This window comes from Thermomonospora catenispora (assembly GCF_006363815.1).
Classification (GTDB): domain Bacteria; phylum Actinomycetota; class Actinomycetes; order Streptosporangiales; family Streptosporangiaceae; genus Thermomonospora; species Thermomonospora catenispora.
The window spans coordinates 169416-185453 of sequence record NZ_RRYT01000001.1; the positions used below are offsets into that span (position 1 = coordinate 169416).

16 protein-coding genes are annotated in these 16038 nt (G+C 73.1%); 6 read left to right on the plus strand and 10 right to left on the minus strand.

All coding sequences use genetic code 11. The features are described 5' to 3' along the window. Window positions 1–80 precede the first annotated feature (80 nt). Together EIO00_RS00745 and EIO00_RS00750 are read left to right on the plus strand one after the other, a co-directional pair. The gene (locus EIO00_RS00745) at window positions 81–1643 is read left to right on the plus strand and encodes a hypothetical protein (protein WP_241661039.1); all 1563 of its coding nucleotides are present in this window, start codon (window positions 81–83) and stop codon (window positions 1641–1643) included. Between the two features lie 231 nt (window positions 1644–1874). Beyond that, complete coding sequence (locus EIO00_RS00750; protein ID WP_140174677.1) at window positions 1875–2819, plus strand: phosphotransferase family protein; 945 nt, start codon at window positions 1875–1877, stop codon at window positions 2817–2819. Window positions 2820–2859: 40 nt separating this feature from the next. On the opposite strand, the gene tsaD is transcribed toward EIO00_RS00750, so the two are convergent. The 9 genes from tsaD to EIO00_RS00795 all read right to left on the minus strand — a co-directional run bounded on the left by tsaD (window position 2860) and on the right by EIO00_RS00795 (window position 11114). Beyond that, window positions 2860–3897, minus strand: coding sequence for a tRNA (adenosine(37)-N6)-threonylcarbamoyltransferase complex transferase subunit TsaD (tsaD, locus tag EIO00_RS00755; RefSeq protein WP_140174679.1), 1038 nt, complete (start codon window positions 3895–3897; stop codon window positions 2860–2862). Then, window positions 3894–4394 (minus strand): ribosomal protein S18-alanine N-acetyltransferase, encoded by a 501-nt coding sequence (rimI, locus tag EIO00_RS00760; protein ID WP_140174681.1) that lies wholly within the window; start codon window positions 4392–4394, stop codon window positions 3894–3896. The genes tsaD and rimI overlap by 4 nt, the downstream gene beginning before the upstream one ends. Then, window positions 4391–5083 (minus strand): tRNA (adenosine(37)-N6)-threonylcarbamoyltransferase complex dimerization subunit type 1 TsaB, encoded by a 693-nt coding sequence (tsaB, locus tag EIO00_RS00765; protein ID WP_140174684.1) that lies wholly within the window; start codon window positions 5081–5083, stop codon window positions 4391–4393. Before tsaB ends, rimI begins: the two co-directional genes overlap by 4 nt. A gap of 42 nt (window positions 5084–5125) precedes the next feature. Then, complete coding sequence (locus EIO00_RS00770) at window positions 5126–6010, minus strand: hypothetical protein (RefSeq protein WP_140174686.1); 885 nt, start codon at window positions 6008–6010, stop codon at window positions 5126–5128. 116 nt (window positions 6011–6126) lie between these two features. Further along, on the minus strand, window positions 6127–6663 hold the full coding sequence (tsaE, locus tag EIO00_RS00775; protein ID WP_140174688.1) for a tRNA (adenosine(37)-N6)-threonylcarbamoyltransferase complex ATPase subunit type 1 TsaE: 537 nt from the start codon (window positions 6661–6663) through the stop codon (window positions 6127–6129). A gap of 272 nt (window positions 6664–6935) precedes the next feature. Further along, a complete protein-coding gene (locus EIO00_RS00780; protein WP_140174690.1) occupies window positions 6936–8030 on the minus strand; it encodes an alpha/beta fold hydrolase in 1095 nt (364 codons plus the stop codon). A 28-nt stretch (window positions 8031–8058) separates the two neighbouring features. Next, complete coding sequence (gene alr / locus EIO00_RS00785; RefSeq protein ID WP_140174691.1) at window positions 8059–9189, minus strand: alanine racemase; 1131 nt, start codon at window positions 9187–9189, stop codon at window positions 8059–8061. Between the two features lie 48 nt (window positions 9190–9237). After that, a complete protein-coding gene (locus tag EIO00_RS00790) occupies window positions 9238–10737 on the minus strand; it encodes an NAD(P)H-hydrate dehydratase (protein ID WP_140174693.1) in 1500 nt (499 codons plus the stop codon). After that, on the minus strand, window positions 10734–11114 hold the full coding sequence (locus EIO00_RS00795) for a holo-ACP synthase (RefSeq protein WP_140174695.1): 381 nt from the start codon (window positions 11112–11114) through the stop codon (window positions 10734–10736). The genes EIO00_RS00790 and EIO00_RS00795 overlap by 4 nt, the downstream gene beginning before the upstream one ends. 305 nt (window positions 11115–11419) lie before the next feature. Here EIO00_RS00795 and EIO00_RS00800 point away from each other — a divergent pair, with 305 nt between their 5' ends. From EIO00_RS00800 to EIO00_RS00810, 3 genes are all read left to right on the plus strand, one after another. Then, the gene (locus EIO00_RS00800; RefSeq protein WP_140174697.1) at window positions 11420–12280 is read left to right on the plus strand and encodes a helix-turn-helix domain-containing protein; all 861 of its coding nucleotides are present in this window, start codon (window positions 11420–11422) and stop codon (window positions 12278–12280) included. A 57-nt stretch (window positions 12281–12337) separates the two neighbouring features. After that, window positions 12338–12544, plus strand: a complete 207-nt coding sequence (locus EIO00_RS00805; RefSeq protein ID WP_140174699.1) for a DUF397 domain-containing protein — start codon at window positions 12338–12340, stop codon at window positions 12542–12544. A 286-nt stretch (window positions 12545–12830) separates the two neighbouring features. Beyond that, the gene (locus EIO00_RS00810) at window positions 12831–13025 is read left to right on the plus strand and encodes a DUF397 domain-containing protein (protein WP_140174701.1); all 195 of its coding nucleotides are present in this window, start codon (window positions 12831–12833) and stop codon (window positions 13023–13025) included. Window positions 13026–13065: 40 nt separating this feature from the next. Here the strand turns inward: EIO00_RS00810 and glmS are convergent, their stop codons facing one another. Then, a complete protein-coding gene (gene glmS / locus EIO00_RS00815) occupies window positions 13066–14913 on the minus strand; it encodes a glutamine--fructose-6-phosphate transaminase (isomerizing) (protein WP_140174703.1) in 1848 nt (615 codons plus the stop codon). 128 nt (window positions 14914–15041) lie between these two features. Here glmS and coaA point away from each other — a divergent pair, with 128 nt between their 5' ends. Beyond that, window positions 15042–15980 (plus strand): type I pantothenate kinase, encoded by a 939-nt coding sequence (gene coaA / locus EIO00_RS00820; RefSeq protein ID WP_140174705.1) that lies wholly within the window; start codon window positions 15042–15044, stop codon window positions 15978–15980. The last annotated feature ends 58 nt before the right edge of the window (window positions 15981–16038 follow it).

Below are 16038 nucleotides of genomic sequence, written 5' to 3' on the forward strand. Positions count from 1 at the left end.
CGCGCAAGTACTACAGTGAGCGGCCCAGGTTCAATGCCGCGCCCGTCCGTTCGCGCGTTCGGCACACGAAGGAGCATCGGGTGGAAACAAAGACCAACTTCCTGCAGACGGGGGTTCAACCGGTCTCGGACCGGATGCGGGAGTTGCTTGCCCGGGCGGCGCAGGACCATGTGCACGAGCAGCGCTCGCAGAGTCAGGTCCTCGACGAGCTCCGCCAACGCATGGAGGGCATGGAGTGGCTGCTCAGGGAGGTCCGCGAACGCGAGCTGAGCGCGCTGACCGGGCAGGTGGAGGGCGTGCGCGGCCAGGTGAGCGGGCTGGCCGTCACGCCGCCGCCGTGGGCGCAGGGGCTGGCCGAACGCATCGACGCGCTGCTGGAACGGGTCAAGCCGATCGCCGAGCTGCCCTCGCTGTGGGCCGACGTCGGCGCGATGGCCGAGCGCGTGGACGAGGGCCTGCAGCAGCTGCAGACCCTGATGGACCAGGCCCGGCACGTGCACGAGACCGCCCAGCAGTCCGCGGAGCGGCTGGAGGAGATGACCCGCCGCCTGGACCGGCTGCAAAACAGCATGGAGGCCGCCTCGGTGCGGTTCAACCGGCTCGACAAGGCGCTGGCCGAGCTGGGGCACCGGGGCGAGCAGCTGGAGCACGCGGTGCAGCAGATCGGCGGCCGGGTGGAGCGCTCGTTCGCCGAGATGGCCGAACGGGTGGAAGGCGGCCTGCACGCGGTCGACGGCCGGGTCGAGGGGATCGGCGGGCGGCTGGACGGGCTGGACGGCCGGCTGGAGGGGCTGGCCGGACGGCTGGACGGCGTCGACGACCGGGTCGAGTCGCTGCACGAGCGGGTCGGGCAGCTGCCGGCGGCGCTGGAGATGCCCGACGTGCACCGCCGGCTGGCGGAGCTGGCCCACCGGCCCGCGGCCGACCACGACCACCGCTTCGACGAGCTGGAGAAGCGGCTGTCGGAGGCGGTGGACCCGCTGCTGGAGGAGCTGCGGGCGCGGCCCGACCGGGACGAGGTCAAGGACGCGATGGCGGTCGTCGCCGACTCCGCCCACCACGACGCCGCCCGGCGGCTGGAGGAGTTCGCGCACCGCTTCGAGGACGTGCAGGAGGACGTGCGGCGGCGGATCGAGGCGATCCACCACGAGGTGACCCGGCGGGTGGACTCCGCGCTGGAGGAGCTCACCGCGCAGGTCGACATCGTCTCCCGCCGGGTGGAGTCGGTGCACGACGACGTCACCAAGCAGGTCGAGGCGGTGCACACCGAGGTGAGCAAGCAGATGAACGGCGTGCACGACGACGTCGCCCGGCGGGTGGCCGACCTGCAGGAGGAGCTGGCCCGGCAGGTCGGCGGGATCCACCGGGAGGTCACCGCTCGGGTGGCGGGCTTCCAGGAGGAGTTCACCCGCCGGGTCGAGGGGGTGCACGCCGAGTTCGCCCAGCGCACCGAGGTGGTGCAGGCGGAGCTGGGGCGGCGTTTCGAGGGGGTCCGCCATGAGGTCGGGCAGAAGGTCGATCTCGTGCACGGCGACGTCGCCCGGCAGGTGGCCGCGGTGCACGAGGACATGCTGCGCCGGCTGACCACTTTGGAAGAATCGGTGCTGGCGCTGGCCGAGGCGCTGCTGCGCCCGCGTTCGTGATCTTTTTCGGCGCCTCCGCCGCGGCGATGCGACGCCATGTCCGTTTCCAGCCGTAATCGACGGCGGTGTTTTCGGTTGAACGGATCCTCCGACGTCGACCGCCGTCCGCCCCTTATGTCCGACAATAGGGGAGGCCGTCCGTTCATCGGCCGCATTCTCGGACCGGAGCGTGCATTTCGCTCCGTTCCGGCTTGGCAAAATCGCTCCCAATACCGTTCGGAATCCGTTTTGATGGATCTCGTGACCCGTTCCCAGGCATCCGGACCACCGGCGCAGGCGCCACCGCCTCCCGGCGAGCAGACGCTGCGCTGGGTGGAGCAGTGCCTCGGCCCGGGCGCCGAGGTGAAGATGGTCCGCCCGCTGGGCGGCGCCCAGCACGTCAATCACGCCCTGTTGGTGGCCAGCCGCTTCGGCAGCGTGCACCGGCTGGTGCTGCGCCGATGGACCGGACGCGACCGCGCCGCCTGGGATGCGGAATTCTCCCCGGAACGGGAGATCGCCGCGCTGGCCCTGCTGGCGGGCTGCGAGCTGCCCACCCCCGAGCTGGTGGCGGCCGACCCGGCCGGCGCCCACTGCGACGCGCCCGCGCTGCTGATCACCCGGCTGATCGGTCATCCGGCCCGGCCGGGTCCCGACGACCTGCCCGAGTACCTGATCCAGCTGGCCGCCGCGCTGCTGTCGGTGCATCCGCTGCACGGCGCCGCCACCATGCCGCCGTACGTGCCCGCCAACCGGCTCGAGGTACGGCTGCCGCCCAAGCACGCCGCCCGCCCCGAGCTGTGGGAACGCGCGTTCGACCTGGCCGCGGCCCCGGCGCCGGAGGCCGCGCCGTGCTTCATCCACCGCGACTACCGCCCGGACAACACCCTGTGGTCCTACGGCCGCCTCACCGGCGTCGTCGACTGGTCCACCGCCTCCTACGGCCCGGCCGCGGTCGACATCGCCCAGATGCGCTGGTCGCTGGCCGTGCAGTACGGCCGGACCGCCGCCGAGGAGTTCCTGAGCGCCTTCGACCGGGTCTCCGGCGGCTACGTCCACGATCCGTACTGGGACCTGCGCACCCTGCTGGACGTGCTCCCCGAGGCCCCCGACCGCGTCCTCCCCGAGCCCTGGGTCCTCGCCCTGGAGGACCATCTGGCCTCGGTGCTGTCCCACCTGGGCGCCTCGACCCGCTGAGCCCGGCGCGGCGCACGAGTCCCCACGGCCCGGCCCCGGCTCACACCTTGACGGTGGTGACGGGGAGCGCCGAGTCGGCGGGCAGGTCGAGGGCGGAGGGGGTCAGTCCGGCGGCGACGAGCTCGGCGCCCAAGGCGGCGACCATGGCGCCGTTGTCGGTGCAGAGCTTGGGGCGGGGCACGCGCAGGCGGACGCCGGCGGCCTCGCAGCGCTCGGCGGCCAGGGCGCGCAGCCGGGAGTTGGCGGCGACTCCGCCGCCGATGAGCAGGTCCTTGACGCCGTGCTCCCGGCAGGCGGCCAGGGCCTTGGCGGTCAGCACGTCGACCACCGCCTCCTGGAAGGAGGCCGCGACGTCGGCGACGGGGACCGGCTCGCCGGCGCGCTCCCGGGCCTCGATCCAGCGGGCCACGGCGGTCTTCAGGCCGGAGAAGGAGAAGTCATAGGTGCCGTCGTCGTACTTGCCGCGGGGGAAGGCGATGGCGGCCGGATCGCCTTCCCGGGCCCGCCGGTCGATCAGCGGTCCGCCGGGGAAGCCCAGCCCCAGGATCCGGGCGATCTTGTCGAACGCCTCGCCGGCGGCGTCGTCCACGGTGGCGCCGAGCGGACGCACGTCGGCGGCCACGTCGGGCACCAGCAGCAGCGAGGAGTGCCCGCCGGAGACCAGCAGGGCGATGCACGGCTTGGGCAACGGGCCGTGCTCGAGCTGGTCGACGGCCACATGGGCGGCCAGATGGTTGACCCCGTACAGCGGCTTGCCCAGCGCCAGCGCGTACGCCTTGGCGGCGGCCACCCCCACCAGCAGCGCGCCCGCCAGGCCGGGGCCGGCGGTCACCGCGATGGCGTCGACGTCGTCGAACGCCACGCCCGCCTGCTCCAGGGCGCGTTCCACGGTGGGCCCCATGGCCTCCAGGTGAGCGCGTGAGGCGACCTCGGGCACCACGCCGCCGAACCGGGCGTGCTCGTCCACGCTGGAGGCGACCGCGTCGGCCAGCAGGGTGGTGCCGCGGACGATGCCGACCCCGGTCTCGTCGCAGGACGTCTCGATGCCCAGCACCAGCGGTTCGGAATCACGGATCACTGTGCGTTCCCCCTCGCGAAGCCGAACGGCCGGGCGCCGGCGCCGCCGAGGCGGCGGCGCATCACCACGGCGTCCACGCCGGTCGGCTGGTAGTAGCGCTTGCGCAGGCCGATGCGCTCGAATCCGAACCGCTCATACAGCACGCGCGCCCGGTCGTTGTCGGCCCGGACCTCCAGGAAGACCTCGGTGCAGCCGCGCCGCCCGGCCTCGGCCAGCAGCTCGGTCAGCAGCGCCGCGCCCACTCCCCGCCCCTGGTGGGAGGGCCGGACCGCGATCGTCTGCACATCGCCCTGTTCCCCGGCGGCGGCCAGCCCGGCGTAGCCGACGATCGCGCCGGGCGGGTCCTCGGCGACCACGTAGTACCGGGTGTTCGGCTGCTGGGCCAGCTCACCGCGCATCATCTGCTCGCTCCAGGCGTCCTGGGGGAACAGCTCCCGCTCCAGCGCCAGCACGGCGGGCAGATCGTCGACGGTCATCGTCCGGAGCACGGCGGTCATGGCCGGGTCACCTTCTTGCGCGGACCGGGGGTGCGGGCGTCCGGACGACGCAGATACAGCGGCCGGGGAGGCAGCAGCGGCGGGCCCGCGGCCCCGCTCAGCCGGGCCACCGTCAGCTCGGCCAGCGCGGCCGCCGACGGCAGCAGCGGGGCCGGGTCGCCCGTGACGCCCAGCTCCTTGGGGTACAGGGCGGCGCCCTCGCCGATCACCGGCAGTCCGCCCGGCTCGATGCCGAGGGCGGCGGGGACCTCGGCGGGCGGGCCGACCGCCGGTTCGGTGGCGCGGACGCGGGCGGAGTCGTACCGCGCCCAGTACACCTCCTTGCGGCGCGCGTCGGTGGCCACCACGAACGGCTCGTCCCGGCCGGAGGCCCAGGCGATCGCGTCCAGCGTGCACACCCCGTGCACGGGGATCTTCAGCGCGTCGCCGAGCGAGGCGGCGGTGACCAGGCCGACCCGCAGCCCGGTGTAGGGCCCCGGCCCGACGCCGACGGCCACGGCGCTCAGGTCGGCCGGCGCGGCGCCGGCCTCGGCGAGCACGCCGCCGATGGACGGGGTGAGCACTTCGGCGTGGCGGCGGGCGTCGACCGTCTCGGCCACGGCGCGGGGACGCACCCCCTCGCCGGGGATCCATTCATACAGCGCGACGGTGACCGCGGCGGTGGCGGTGTCGAAAGCCAGGACCAGCACGGCCTCTCAGCCTAGTGGTCCCGGGGCGGGGGCGGTTCCCGCTCAGCCGGTGGCGTCGAGGACGGTCACCGCCTCCTTGGCGGCGGCGATGGCGCCGTCGATGGCCTTGCCGGCCGACAGCTCGGTGCCGCCGTCGGTGCCCGAGTAGTGCACGGTGACCAGCACGTTGCCGGTGCGGACGTTGACGACGGCCTCACCGGAGCCCTGCGACTCGTCCACCGAGTAGATCGCGTAGGCCTCCTCGCCGACGCCCTCCACGACCCGCTTGGTCTTCAGATCGTGCCCGACCAGCAGCGACTTGCCGGACTGGTCGGCCTGCCGCTCGGTCTGGAAGGTCTCCCCGGCCACGTCGGCTCCGGAGCGTCCGTTCGCGCCGGCGATGGCGCGCAGCTCGACGGTCAGCACCCGCTTGTTCCTGCCGACGTAGGAACCCCACACGCACTGGTTCTGCCGGTCGCTGGCCTGGTAGCTGTCCGACTGGGTGCGGTCGGCCTTCGGCGCCAGGTCGGAGGCGAGCTCGTCGCCGATGACGGTGCAGGCGTCGGGGACGGAGGACCGCTCGTCGTGCGACTCGGCGCCGGCGTCGGCGGCCCCGGTGGCGGCGACGCCGCCGGTCGACCGGCCGTCGCCGCCCATGTTCAGCACCAGGAAGACGGCCAGGATGCAGATCGCGACCCCGCCGACCGCGCCGAGCAGCGCGGCGGCCAGCCGGCGGCGCGGCGGCCGGTTGTGCACGATCCGGTGGCTTCCGCTGCCGCCGCGCGGATAGCCGCCGCCGGCGCGTCGGTACGAACGGTCGCCGGAGCGGCGGTACGACCCGCCGTCGTCGTAACCCCGGCCACGATGCTCGCCAGAGCGGCCGTACCCGCCGGTCCGGTAGCCGCCGCTGGAGGCACGGCGTCCGCCGCTGCGATGGTTTCCACTCACCGGGCTCACCCCTGGCTGAGATTTGGATCACTAGGTGGGGTCGTTCCGGCAAAGATTAAGGCATGGTGTGGTAAAGAAGACATCCACACCCCCGAAAACCGCATTTCCAGAGGCTGTCAGCCCAATGCGGCGGGCAGACCGGCCCACCGTGCCCCGATTCCCGCAACTTTCACGGTGCGTTCCTCGGTCTCCTCGTCATCGCGGATGATCACGACTTCGAGCCGATCTTCGGAAAGCCCCTCCGCGAGGCCCGCGCCCCATTCCACCACCGTCACCGACTCGGTCGTCGAGGCGTCCAGATCCAGATCGTCCAGTTCGGCGAAACCGCCCAGCCGATAGGCGTCCACGTGCACCAGCGCCGGTCCGTCGCCCAGGGACGGATGCACCCGGGCGATCACGAACGTCGGCGAGGTGATCGGCCCGCGGACCTTCAGCCCCTCCCCGATGCCCTGGGTGAGCGTGGTCTTCCCGGCCCCCAGGTCCCCCGACAGCACCAGCAGGTCGCCGGCGCGCAACAGCCCGGCCAGCCGTATCCCCAGCTCCCGCATCGCCTCGGCGGTGGGGATGCGGAGCACCACCGCCCGTCGGGCGTCCTCGGCGGCCCGCTCCACCTCCGCGTGGGCGGCCTCGTCACGTGCAGCGCGGTCGTTCATCATGCACCTCCGAGGAGATCCCGCCCGATGGGGCGGGGAAGGATCAGGGCCCTGCCGGGCGCGACGGCGGGGCGTCCCCCTCGCCGCGGCCGTCGCCGACCATCGTTCCGCACCGGGACGCCCTCGTCCGCCTCGGACGGGGCGTCACGACGGCCCGGCCCGCCGGAGCGGGCGTCCCCATGCCTTCTACCCGGCACGCGGGCCCCGGCGCGACGTCGGCCCGCCGGACGCGAGGAGACCGGGGAGACCCCGGACGCGGGGCCGCCCGCGCATCACGCGGAACGTTCCTCGGCGGCGGGCCGGACGCGGGCGATGAGCCGGCGCAGCCCTCCGGTGACCATGCCCGGATGCTCCAGCGGCAGCACATGCCCGGCGTCGGTCACCTCGACCAGCTCGCTGCCGGGCATCGCCTCGGCCATCCGGCGGCCGTGCTCGGGCGGCGTCAGCCCGTCCCGGCCGCCCACCATGACCAGAGTCGGGACGCGGCCGATCGCCTCCAGCGCCGCGCTCTTGTCATGCGCCATCAGGGCCGGGTAGAACTCGGCGATCACGTCGATGGGGGTGGCCCTGATCATCTGCTCCAGGAAGTCCACCACCGACGGGCTGATCGCGGCGTCGGCGAACGCCATCCGCCGGGTCACCATGAACGCCAGGTCGGCGCCCAGCGCCCGGGCCCGGTCCACCAGCGCGGGAGTGCGGCTCAGCCCGCGGAGCGCCCCGCCGGCCAGCGGCTGCACCAGCCGGGCCAGCGCCGGCGGCAGCCCCAGCGTCATCTCCGCCAGCCGCCCGGCGGAGGTGTTGATCAACGCCACCGCGGCGATCCGGTCGCCGAACAGCTCCGGACGGGCGCCGGCCAACGCCATGATCGACATGCCGCCCATGGAGTGCCCGACCAGCAGCACCGGCTCATCCGGCCGGGTGGCGGCGCGCAACACCGCATGCAGGTCCTCGCCGGTCTGGTCGACGGTGGCGCGCCGCGGATCGCCGCGTCCGGAGCGCCCGTGGCTGCGCTGGTCCCAGAACACCAGCCGCAGCGGCCCGGGAACGCTCCTGACCAGGTCGCGGCGCTGGTAGTGCCACACGTCCTGATTGAGGGCGTAGCCGTGACAGAACACCACGGTCAGCGGGGCGACGGCATCGCCGGGGTGCTCGTCGATCTCCACGTGCAGCGGCACCCCGTCGTCGGCGTGCACGGTCAGCGGCCTGCCGCGCAGCTCACCGAACGGCTCGTCGGCCTCCGGATCGGGTCCGAACCGGCGGCGACCGACGATGAAATGCCGCACCCCCACCGCCACGCCGATCCCGGCCGCGCCGACGCCGGCGATCGCCCCGGCGATGCCCAGCCGCCGCTTGTTCCTGCCGTCCATGCACGGTCCTCCCGCCGAACGGCGGGCGTCAGCGGCCCGCCGGATCGTCAGGGTAGACCCGGGGCACCCGGGCGCCGATCCGGGTGACGATCTCATAGGAGATGGTGCCGAGCGCCTCCGCCCACTCCTGCGCGGTCGGCTCCCCCCGGTCGCCGGGGCCGAACAGCAGCACCTCCTCGCCGGGCGACGGCGCGTCCTCTCCCAGGTCGACCACGAACTGGTCCATGCACACCCGCCCGGCGATGCGGCGGCGCCGCCCGCCGACCAGCACCTCCAGCAGGCCGGAGCCGTGCCGGGGGACGCCGTCGCCGTAGCCGGCGGCCACCAGCCCCAGCGTGGTCTCCCGGTCGGTGACGTAGGTGTGGCCGTAGGAGACCCCGCTGCCCGCCGGGACCCGCTTGACCGCGGCCAGCTCGGCGACCAGCGTCATCGCCGGGCGCAGCCCGAACGTCCCCTGCTGCGGGATCGGGGTGAGCCCGTAGACCGCGATGCCCGGGCGGACCATGTCATAGCGGGCCTGCGGCAGCGTCAGCGTCGCCGCCGAGTTGGCCAGATGCCGCACCCGGGGACGGAGCCCGGCCTTCTCGGCGTGCTCGATCGCCTCCTGGAAGGCGGCGAGCTGGGCGGCGACGGACGGGTGCCCCGGCTCGTCGGCGCAGGCCAGGTGCGACATCAGCCCGACGACCTCGATCCGGCCGGTGGCCTGGGCGGCCCCCGCCGCGTCGACGACCGACGGCCAGTCCGCCATGGTCGCCCCGCCCCGGGACAGCCCGGTGTCGGCCTTCAGATGCACCCGGGCGGGCCGGCCGGCGCGTTCGGCGGCGGCGGCGACCCGCTCCACCAGGGCGACGGAGCCCACGGTGAGGTCCACCCCGGCGGCCACGGCCTCCTCATGCGGCTCGCCCGGAGTGACCACCGCCGCCAGCACGGGCGCGGTGACGCCGGCGGCGCGCAGCCGCAGGGCCTCGGCGACGCGGGCGACGCCGAGCCAGGAGGCTCCGCCGTCGAGCGCGGCGCGGGCGGCCTCGACCAGGCCGTGCCCGTAGCCCTCGGCCTTGACCATCGCCATGACCTCGGCCCCCGCCGCCCGATCGCGCAGCAGTGCGACATTGGCGCGGACGGCACTGAGGTCCACGCGTGCCTGTACGGGCTCTCTCATGGTGACCAGTGTGCCGCCCCCCACCGCCGCCGGATGCGTTCAGCCAGGTCAGCCCAGCATACGGAACGCCTCCGGCAGGGCGGTGACCACATCGTGGGCGCTGATCGGCGCCTGCCGTCCCGGGTCGGAGTCGTCCGGGCCGGGCATGCCGGCGGCGGCCAGCCGGGCGGCCAGCCCGTGCAGGTACGCGGCGGCGGTGGCGGCGTCGATCGCCGACATCCCGGTCGCCAGCAGCGCGCCCGCCAGGCCGGACAGCACGTCGCCGGTCCCGGCGGTGGCCAGCCAGGAGGTGCCGGTGGGGTTGACGCGGACCGGCCGGTCCTCCTCGGCGATCAGCGTGGTCGAGCCCTTGAGCAGCACGGTCGCCGACAGCTCCGACGCCGCCCGCCGGACGTGCTCCAGCCGCCGGGCCTCGATCTGCTCGCGGGTGGTCCCCGGCCCCAGCAATCGGGCCAGCTCCCCGGCGTGCGGGGTGAGCACGGTGGGGGCGGGGCGCAGCAGCAGGTCGCGGCGGCGGGCCAGCACGGTGAGCCCGTCGGCGTCGACCAGCACCGGCAGGTCGGTCCGCAGCACCGCCTCCAGCAGGGTCTCGGCCTCACGGCCGGTGCCCAGCCCGGGACCGATCACCCAGGCCTGCACCCGGCCGACCTCGGCGAGGGCGTCGGGGGCGGGCTCGATGACGGTGACGACGGCCTCCGGCCAGTGCCGCCGGACCAGTTCGACCGGGTGCGGGGAGGAGGCGAACCGGACCATGCCCGCCCCGCCGCGCACCGCGCCGCCCACGCACAATACCGCCGCGCCGGTGTAGCGCTCCCCGCCCGCCACGATGCCGACGACGCCGCGCCGGTACTTGTCGGACTCCGGCCCAGGGCGCGGCACCCCCAGGTCCGCCGCCCAGGGGGCGACCACGTCCGGATCGGGCAGGTCCGGGCCGAGGCCGATGTCGACCAGCTCGACGACGCCGCAGTGGGACGCGCCCGGGTCGATGAGCAGGCCGGGCTTGTAGGTGCCGAAGGTGACCGTGACGTCGGCGCGCACCGCGGCCCCGTCCACCCGTCCGGAGCCGGCGTCGACCCCGCTGGGCACGTCGCAGGCCACCACCACGCCCTCGGCGTACTCGGTGCAGCGGGCCAGGGTCGCGTGCGGCTCGCGCAGCGCGCCGGTCCCGCCGATGCCGGTGAGCCCGTCGATCACCAGGTCGGCGGCCTGGATCGCGCGTTCGGCGCCCCGGCCGGCGCCGTCGAGCACGCGGCCCCCGGCGGAGCGCAGCGCCGCCAGCCCCGCAGCGTGGGCCTTGCGCCCGGCCAGGACCGCCTCGACCACGGCGCCGCGCCGGGCCAGCCGGGCGCCGGCGTACAGCGCGTCGCCGCCGTTGTCGCCGCCGCCGACCAGCAGCACCACCCGCGCCCCGTAGAGGCGGGGCAGCAGGCGGGCGCACGCGGCGGCCAGCCCGGCGGCGGCACGCTGCATGAGGGCGCCCTCCGGGAGGCGGGCCATCAGGGCCTGTTCGGCGGCGCGTACCTTGTCGACCTCGTGCGCGTACCTCATGGCTCCTCTTGAAGATCTCGCCCCACCGTCGACTCGGCCATCACGATGGCGGTGGCGATGCCCCCGTCATGGCTGAGCGACACGTGCCAGCGGTTCACGCCTCGGGCCTTCGCCGCGGCGGCCACGGTGCCGGTGACGTGCAGGGTCGGCCTGCCGTCGGGGGCGCGCCGGATCTCGGCGTCGGTCCACAGCAGCCCGGGGGGCGCGCCCAGCGCCTTGGCCAGCGCCTCCTTGGCGGCGAACCGGGCGGCCAGCGAACGGGTCGCCAGCGGCCGCTCCGCGGCGGTGAACAGCCGGGCGCGCAACCCGGGGGTGCGCTCCAGCGACCGTTCGAACCGGGCGATGTCGACCACGTCGATCCCCACACCCACGATCACGTACCCAAGCCTGCCATGCGCGCACCCGGCGCGCCCGATGTCCGCTGACGACGGGGAGGAATCGACCGTCGATGTTCTGGAGCGGCTCTTCACGTCCGGTCGAGGGCGATCATCCACAATGCGGAAATGGCTGTACTTTTCCGGCGGGACATCGATGATCGGCATGCCCGCCGGAACGAGGGCGGCCATTCAAGGAACGTTCATGCCCGGGCACGGCCCTGGTGTAGGGTACCGCTGCAATATGCACGTACTGATGCATGTACGGTGAGCGCGAACCTTGGGCGGAATCCCGGACGGAGGCAGCGATGGCGACGTCGCGAGCCCCCTCGGTGCGCCGTCGACGGCTCGGGGTCGAGCTGCGCAGGCTCCGTGAGGAGCGCGACCTGACCGGTGACAGCGTCGCCGAGTCGCTGGGCTGGTCCCCCTCCAAGGTGAGCCGCATCGAGAACGCCCGCATCGGCGCCCGGGTCGAGGACGTACGAGCGCTGCTGGACCTGTACCAGGTGACCGGTGCGCACCGGGACGCGATGCTGACCCTGGCCGAGGAGGCCACCCGGCCGGGCTGGTGGAGCCAGTACCCGGACCTGCCGATCGACTTCGCCACCTACATCGCGCTGGAGGACGAGGCGACCGCCGCGCTCCAGGTGGAGAGCATGGCCGTGCCCGGGCTGCTGCAGACCCGCGACTACGCCCGGCACGTGATGCGCAGCTGGAACTTCATCACCACCGTGCCGCCCCAGCAGATCGAGCGCCGGGTCGAGGTGCGGATGCGGCGGCAGCGGCTGCTCAGCCGGCCCGACCCGCTGCGGCTCGAGATCGTCCTCGACGAGTCGGTGCTCCACCGGATGGTGGGCGACCGGTCGGTCATGCGCGAGCAGCTGGATCATTTGCTCGCCATGGCGCAATTGCCGCACATCGCGGTGCGGATCCTTCCGCTGGCCGTCCCTCATCCCATTCTTGCCAACTCCTTTACGTTGCTGGAGTTCGCTCCCGTGCACGATGTGATCTTTCCTGATATCGTGCACACCGAAAGCCTAACCATGAGCTCGCTGACTGATGAGTCGGTCACTTATATGTACCGGCTCGCTCATGAAACTCTCATGCAGCGGGCGCTCGACCGAGCGGATTCTCTGGAACGCATCCGTGCGGCTCGAGACGAATGGTGAATTCTCCACATTCCGCAGAACATGCACTCGAGGGGTAATCACTTGTCTCATGTCGGCATGGCCGAGGTCGGCTGGAGAGTCAGCACGCGGTGTGCCAACGGCAACTGCGTGGCGGTGGCGGCGCTGCCCGGAGGACGGGTGGCGATGCGGGACACCAAGCGGGGCGCGAACGGCCCGCTGACGGTGCTGCCCGCCGGCGCCTGGCACGCGTTCGTGGAACGAATCAAAAACGGCGAGTACGACTCCGCCGCGACGTCCGCATAGCACGTACCGGGCACCGGCGCCCATCCGCATCGATCCGGTGAATCAGCCCCGGTGAGCCGCGAACGATCCGGGCGACGGCTCACCGGGGGCACCCGTTCCCCGCACCGGGACCCGACCTTTTCCGACGGAGTTTTCCGCACGCCTCACAACGCCTCGAAGAGCGACGAGCGGGCCCGACCGCGGCACACGACACATTCCGCCGCATCCCCCATGGCTAGCCTTCCGGCATAACCCACCCGATATCGGCCCCGTCGACCGGCCGCAGCCGACCGAAAAGGCGTGCATCGTGTCCGACCAGATCCGGGCTTGGCGCAAGAGCAGTCACAGCGGCGCCAACTACACATGCGTGGAGGTGACCGCCCTCGCCGCGCGGGTGGGGGTGCGGGACAGCAAGCAAGGGGACCGCGCACCGGTGCTGCGCCTCTCGGCATCCGCCTGGCGCTCGCTGCTGGAGGGCATCAAGGCCGGACGGATCCCCTGAGGACCCGTCCGGCGTCCGCCGCGGACGGGGACGGCCCGCCTCACTCCACGGTCACGGACTTGGCCAGGTTGCGCGGCTGGTCCACATCATGCCCCTTGGCCCTGGCCAGCTCGCAGGAGAACACCTGCAGCGGCACCGTGGCCACCAGCGGCTGGAGCAGGGTCGGCACCGCGGGCACCCGGATCAGCGTGTCGGAGAACGGCACGACCGAGTCGTCGCCGTCCTCGGCGATCACGATGGTGCGGGCGCCGCGGGCCCGGATCTCCTGAATGTTGGAGACGATCTTGTCGTGCAGCACCGCCCGGGCGCGCGGCGGCACCACCACCACGACCGGCAGCCCCTCCTCGATCAGGGCGATCGGACCGTGCTTGAGCTCGCCGGCGGCGAAGCCCTCGGCGTGCATGTAGGCCAGCTCCTTGAGCTTGAGCGCGCCCTCCAGCGCCACCGGGTAGCCCACATGCCGTCCCAGGAACAGCACGCACCGCTCATCGGCCAGGGAGCGGGCCAGCTCGCGGACCGGCTCCATGGTCTCCAGGACCCGCTCGACCTTCTCCGGCATGGTGGCCAGCAGCTGCACCATGGCGAAGACCTCGTCGCCCCACTTGGTCCCCCGGACCTGCGCCAGATAGAGGGCGATCAGATAGACGGCCACGAGCTGGGTCAGGAACGTCTTGGTGGCGGCGACCCCGACCTCCGGCCCGGCGTGGGTGTAGAGCACCCCGTCGCACTCGCGCGGCAGGGTCGAGCCGTTGACGTTGCACACGCCCAGCACCCTGGCGCGCTGCTCGCGGGCGTGCCGCACCGCCATCAGCGTGTCCATCGTCTCCCCGGACTGGGAGATCGCGATGACCAGCGTGGTGCGGGTCAGGATCGGGTCCCGGTAGCGGAACTCGCTGGCCAGCTCCACCTCGCACGGCAGCCCGGCCCAGTGCTCGATGGCGTACTTGGCGATCAGCCCGGCGTGGTAGGCGGTGCCGCAGGCCACGATGATGATCTTGTCGATCTCGCGGAGCTGCTCATCGGAGATCCGCATCTCGTCCAGCGTCAGCCGGCCGTCGGTGCCGATCCGCCCCAGCAGCGTGTCGGCCACCGCACGCGGCTGCTCGGCGATCTCCTTGAGCATGAACGAGTCGTAGCCGCCCTTCTCGGCGGCGGTGACGTCCCAGTCCACGTGGTACTCGCGGACCTCGGCGGGCCTGCCCTGGAAGTCGGTGATCGTCACCTTGTCCCGGCGCAGCTCCACCACCTGGTCCTGGCCCAGCTCGATCGCGTCCCGGGTGTGCGCGATGAACGCGGCCACATCGCTGGCCAGGAAGTTCTCCCCCTCGCCGACGCCGACCACCAGCGGGGAGTTGCGCCGCGCGCCGACCACCACGTCGGGATCGTCGGCGTTCACCACCACGAGGGTGAAGGCGCCCTCCAGCCGCCGGCACACCCGGCGCACCGCTTCGGCCAGCCCGCCCGCGCCGTCCCGCAGCTCCTCCTCCAGCAGGTGGGCGACCACCTCGGTGTCGGTGTCCGAGTCCAGCCGGTGCCCGCGCTCGGTCAGCTCGGCGCGCAGCGCGGCGAAGTTCTCGATGATCCCGTTGTGGACGACGGCGATGCGCCCGGTGCAGTCGACGTGCGGGTGGGCGTTGCGGTCGGTGGGCGGCCCGTGGGTGGCCCAGCGGGTGTGCCCCATCCCGACGGTGCCCTCCGGGGCGGGCTCCTCGTCCAGCGCATTGCGCAGGTTGACCAGCTTGCCCGCCCGCTTGGCCGTCATCAGGGCGCCGTCCGTCAAGACCGCGACCCCGGCCGAGTCGTATCCCCGGTACTCCAGCCTGGCCAGGCCTTCGACCACGACGTTCAGCGCAGGCTTGGAGCCCACGTAGCCCACGATTCCGCACATGGCCGTCACACTACCGAGGAGCAGGGCATACCTGTGCCAGCGGATGGGCAGGGCGTTCTACAAGCGGTTCACGAACCGTGATGCGCACGCACCGCATGATCGTCATCTGACTCTGTAGTCTCGCCCCCATGACCCTGGGATGGGACACCGTGCCGACTCCCTACACGGCGTTGTCCCGCGCGCAGTGGGCGGCGCTCGGGGCCGACGCCCCGCTGCCGCTGACCGCCGAAGAGCTCGACTCGCTGCGCGGGCTGCGCGACCCGATCGACCTCACCGAGGTGCAGGAGATCTACCTGCCCCTGTCCCGGCTGCTGCATCTGCACTTCATGGCCGAGGGGCGGCTGCGCGAGACCGTGGCGGACTTCCTGGGCGGCGCGGTCGACCGGGTCCCGTTCGTCGTCGGCGTGGCCGGCAGCGTCGCGGTCGGCAAGTCCACCGTCTCCCGGCTGCTGCGCACCCTGCTGTCCCGCTGGCCGGAGCGGCCGCATGTGGAGCTGGTCGCCACCGACAGCTTCCTGCACCCCAACCGGGTGCTGGCCGAGCGCGGGCTGATGGATCGCAAGGGGTTCCCCGAGTCCTACGACCGGCGGGCGCTGCTGGAGTTCGTCACCGCGGTGAAGGCGGGCGCGTCGGAGACGACCATCCCGGTGTACTCGCACCTGCACTACGACATCGTCCCGGGCGCCCGGCAGACGGTGCGGCGGCCCGACGTCCTGATCCTGGAGGGGCTGAACGTCCTGCAGCCCCCGCCGCCCGGCTCCCTGGCGGTGTCGGACTTCATCGACTTCTCGATCTTCCTGGACGCGCGGGTGGAGCACATCCGCGACTGGTTCCTGGAACGGCTGTTCGCGCTGCGCCGCACCGTCTTCACCGACGAGCGCTCCTACTTCCACCGCTACGCCCGACTCGACCAGGACGAGACGGCCGCGTTCGCCCACCGGGTGTGGCGTGAGATCAACGAGGTCAACCTGGTCTCCAACATCCTGCCGACCCGCGCCCGCGCCACCGTGGTCCTGCACAAGGGCCGCGACCACAGCGTCCAGCGCGTCAGCCTTCGCCGGATCTGACCGGAACGATCACGGCCCGCGGGGAGTCGTACTCCTGTGTCCGCGGATCTCCGCGGGA

What these genes read in the sequence shown, in the direction of transcription:
- alr (WP_140174691.1), bottom strand. Translation starts at nt 9,189, where the DNA reads ATGAGAGAGCCCGTACAGGCACGCGTGGACCTCAGTGCCGTCCGCGCC.
- coaA (WP_140174705.1), top strand. Translation starts at nt 15,042, where the DNA reads ATGACCCTGGGATGGGACACCGTGCCGACTCCCTACACGGCGTTGTCC.
- glmS (WP_140174703.1), bottom strand. Translation starts at nt 14,913, where the DNA reads ATGTGCGGAATCGTGGGCTACGTGGGCTCCAAGCCTGCGCTGAACGTC.
- EIO00_RS00750 (WP_140174677.1), top strand. Translation starts at nt 1,875, where the DNA reads ATGGATCTCGTGACCCGTTCCCAGGCATCCGGACCACCGGCGCAGGCG.
- EIO00_RS00780 (WP_140174690.1), bottom strand. Translation starts at nt 8,030, where the DNA reads ATGGACGGCAGGAACAAGCGGCGGCTGGGCATCGCCGGGGCGATCGCC.
- EIO00_RS00805 (WP_140174699.1), top strand. Translation starts at nt 12,338, where the DNA reads ATGGCCGAGGTCGGCTGGAGAGTCAGCACGCGGTGTGCCAACGGCAAC.
- EIO00_RS00790 (WP_140174693.1), bottom strand. Translation starts at nt 10,737, where the DNA reads ATGAGGTACGCGCACGAGGTCGACAAGGTACGCGCCGCCGAACAGGCC.
- rimI (WP_140174681.1), bottom strand. Translation starts at nt 4,394, where the DNA reads ATGACCGCCGTGCTCCGGACGATGACCGTCGACGATCTGCCCGCCGTG.
- tsaE (WP_140174688.1), bottom strand. Translation starts at nt 6,663, where the DNA reads ATGAACGACCGCGCTGCACGTGACGAGGCCGCCCACGCGGAGGTGGAG.
- EIO00_RS00800 (WP_140174697.1), top strand. Translation starts at nt 11,420, where the DNA reads ATGGCGACGTCGCGAGCCCCCTCGGTGCGCCGTCGACGGCTCGGGGTC.